The organism is Enterococcus sp. AZ128, from assembly GCF_051714485.1.
In the GTDB taxonomy this organism is placed as follows: Bacteria; Bacillota; Bacilli; order Lactobacillales; family Enterococcaceae; genus Enterococcus_A.
This window is the reverse complement of the sequence record NZ_JBIORZ010000014.1, coordinates 1-2987: the sequence shown is the minus strand read 5'-3', so window position 1 is coordinate 2987 and position 2987 is coordinate 1. Positions and strand designations below refer to the sequence as shown.

The 2987-nt window shown below is 36.9% G+C and carries 5 protein-coding genes; all 5 read left to right on the top strand.

What is annotated here, in order from left to right; translation table 11 throughout:
• The first annotated feature begins 508 nt into the window (after positions 1 to 508).
• The 5 genes from IGI38_RS24850 (at position 509) to IGI38_RS24830 (ending at position 2428) form a co-directional block, all read left to right on the top strand.
• Entirely contained in the window at positions 509 to 664 is a 156-nt protein-coding gene (locus IGI38_RS24850; RefSeq protein WP_438734623.1) for a CopG family transcriptional regulator, read from the top strand.
• Between the two features lie 64 nt (positions 665 to 728).
• Entirely contained in the window at positions 729 to 1310 is a 582-nt protein-coding gene (locus tag IGI38_RS24845) for a replication protein (protein ID WP_438734622.1), read from the top strand.
• Positions 1311 to 1334: 24 nt separating this feature from the next.
• Entirely contained in the window at positions 1335 to 1559 is a 225-nt protein-coding gene (locus tag IGI38_RS24840; RefSeq protein ID WP_438734621.1) for a hypothetical protein, read from the top strand.
• Complete coding sequence (locus IGI38_RS24835; RefSeq protein WP_438734620.1) at positions 1552 to 1980, top strand: hypothetical protein; 429 nt, start codon at positions 1552 to 1554, stop codon at positions 1978 to 1980. The genes IGI38_RS24840 and IGI38_RS24835 overlap by 8 nt, the downstream gene beginning before the upstream one ends.
• 196 nt (positions 1981 to 2176) lie before the next feature.
• The gene (locus tag IGI38_RS24830; protein ID WP_438734619.1) at positions 2177 to 2428 is read left to right on the top strand and encodes a hypothetical protein; all 252 of its coding nucleotides are present in this window, start codon (positions 2177 to 2179) and stop codon (positions 2426 to 2428) included.
• Positions 2429 to 2987: the final 559 nt, after the last annotated feature.

Here is a 2987-nt window from a genome sequence, read left to right as displayed (position 1 = left end):
AGAAATGTATGTAAGGTGCTGTCAACGGTAAATCGAATTAGAGACGCTTAGAGAGCTCGTGAGAGCCTCTTAGCGTCTCTTTGAGGCTTTAAGGAGTTGATAGCTGCAAACAAGACTCCACGCTTTTAGAACCCCAAACACATTGTTTGGGACGCCCACAAGTGGCGAACGTGTAGAAGGTGCAGGAAATTATTTCCTGCTGGGTTTGGGCAACGCCCAAGGTTTTGATTTTTTTTCCGAGCGGTAGCGCTGGAAAATTTTTGAAAAAATTGGAATTTTGATCGCTAAAGGGGGGACTACGACACCCCCCTATATTGTCCACTGTCCAGTGTCCAAAGTGGGTCTAGCCTTACTCTCCCAAGGGATACAGCCGAAAAAAAAGGAAAAATCAGTAATACCAAGGGTTTGAGGGGTGTTTTTCGCTCTTTAGGTGAAAAAGTGGTGCACTTTTTCACCTAATATGCTACACTGTTTTTTGAGAAATCAAGAAACTGTCAGGAGGGTAAAAATGATTGCTGAAGATAAAAAAAGAGTCACGGTGACTTTGAATGAAGATGTTGCCGAAGAACTTGAAAAAATTGCGAAAAAGATGGGGCTTAGCAAGTCTGGGTTAATTACGGTTTGGGTAAATGCTAATAGAAAGGATCTTGGGCAAAAAAAATAGCAGAAGCATTGTGTTGGCGCACCGCTTTTGCTATCTGTTATGGCTCTGTTTAGGTGATTATATCATGGTAAAGAAGAAAACTAAAGATGATCGTACTAGGAACTGGACGTGTGTGATTTATCCTGAATCGGCTCCTGAAAATTGGCGTGAAATTTTGGATGATATGTGTATACCCTGGGTAGAAAGTCCTCTGCATGATAAGGACGTCAATCCAGATGGCGAGATTAAAAAGTCTCATTGGCATGTTCTCTTGATGTTTGGGAGTAATAAAAGCTATGAGCAGGTTAAAGAAATAACTTCAAAACTAAACGCTCCTAATCCTCAGAAATGTGCGAATGCTAGGGGAATGGTTAGGTATTTTGCTCATTTAGATAATCCTGAAAAAATTCAATATCGGAAAGAAGATATTAAAGCTCATTGTGGAGCAGAAATAGAACACCATTTATCTATTAGTTCGAATGAAAAAGCGATTATGAAAAGGGAAATTCAATCGCTGATTAGGGAAAAGGATTTTATAGAATATGCTGATCTATTAGATTATTTATTAGATGCTCAATTGTATGAGCTTCTCGATGTCGCTAATAGTCATACGTTGTTATTCGGTAAGTATATAGCTAGTCGTAAATATAAAAGGCAAGGCGCATAAATAATTATGATGAGGAGGGTTTTCATGGAAATCGAGGATTTAACAGAAGTATGTGATTTCATTTTAAATTATGATATCGCTAATGTTATTGAACTAGGTAGAGTTATGAATGCATATGGTGGTATAGGTGGGAATCCTGATAGCAAAATGATCCAAACTGCTTTGTTGACACATCCGGATTTACTAGCTTTGTATTTTGATGCTGTGTATCAAGAGCGGGAACAAAAAATGGAGAAATTAAATGACTGACTCGGTCAATAAAATGACAATTAGAAACCTTGCTGATGAGCTTGGAGTGACCAAGAATACAGTGAGAAATTACTTGATAAAAGCCGGATATGACCTTGCCCAGTATAAAGAAAATGAAATTATCATGCTAGACAAGGAATTGATCGGTGTTGCTCGGTCGATTTACCAGTCAATGAGCGGTCAATTTACCGGTAAAATGCCGGTAAATAATTTGTTTGATGTGTCTTCTTCAGAAAGAGAAATCTTATTTTTAAAAGAACAGTTAAAAGAGAAAGATAATCACATTTCAGAACTTACTCAAATGGTTCGTGATCAGCAAAAATTGACATTACTTCAGCAAGAAAAAAATGATCAGCTTTTGGTTGAAAATACGAATTTAAAAAATCGAAAATGGTGGCGTTTTTGGAAAAATAAGGCTTGAAAAATCGAGTGCAGCGACAAAGAAAAAACGGAGATGAAAAAGTAATTTTTGTCTCCGTTTTTTCTTTTGGTTTTAGGTGAAGCCTAACAAGAAAAACGCAACTGCGTTTTTGGGTGTGTGCGCACACACCCAATGCTTGCCTTTCTCTAAAAACAAGGCTAAAAGGAAAAATGACCAGCGAAAGGAGCTTGCTGATATGGGTTACAAAATAGACTATGAACTAACTGCTAAAGTTGAACTTATTAACGAGTTTTCTCATGGTGTATATAATCGATTTTTGAATTACATTTTGAATAATGATTACAAAGGAAATTCTTACTACGATGCGCTGTTAAAGAGTTTTAAAGAAATGTTGTCGGTGGATTTAGAATTTTTGGATGCTGAAGAACTTGAAAAAGTTGTGTCGTATTGGAAAGTGATGGATCAGTATATAAAACAAATAATTTGATTTATATACTGATCAGGCGCATTAAATCAACATTTCTACTGAGACGCAAAAAACTGCACTTCAGCAGAAATGTTGATTTAAAAATAAAAAAGGGAGAACCTTAAATTAAGGTTCTCCCTTTTTCTTTTTGCTTTTGTTTTAAGTCAGACATTGCAGCTGAACTGACGACGTGTAGGGCTTTTTATTATTCGTTGAGGTAGGCTACTACAATGAACCCCTTCTACGAAATAAGTATAGCATATTGGCTGGTTGCTCCATAAGCAAATATAAGCGGTTGTATATGCGATTATAAGCAACAATGTAAGCAAACATAAGCAATTGTATAAGCAAATAGTAGCGTAGCGAGAAAATTCCCCTCTTCCGCAAACGTTGATACTATCAACTCCCTAACGAATGTGGGGACAGTTTGCCTTATGCTCTTTTGCTGATTTTCTTAGATATGACTGGGGGAGGAAGTGTTTCCTTTTGATCTTGAGATTCCTTCCGAATTTCAGGGATGAGTTGCTATTTTTGAATATAGTATGATTCCTGAAATGGCGCTTATAGCTATTCTACAAAA

Coding starts and splice junctions, on each gene's coding strand:
- IGI38_RS24850 (WP_438734623.1), top strand. CDS start 509: ATGATTGCTGAAGATAAAAAAAGAGTCACGGTGACTTTGAATGAAGAT.
- IGI38_RS24845 (WP_438734622.1), top strand. CDS start 729: ATGGTAAAGAAGAAAACTAAAGATGATCGTACTAGGAACTGGACGTGT.
- IGI38_RS24840 (WP_438734621.1), top strand. CDS start 1,335: ATGGAAATCGAGGATTTAACAGAAGTATGTGATTTCATTTTAAATTAT.
- IGI38_RS24835 (WP_438734620.1), top strand. CDS start 1,552: ATGACTGACTCGGTCAATAAAATGACAATTAGAAACCTTGCTGATGAG.
- IGI38_RS24830 (WP_438734619.1), top strand. CDS start 2,177: ATGGGTTACAAAATAGACTATGAACTAACTGCTAAAGTTGAACTTATT.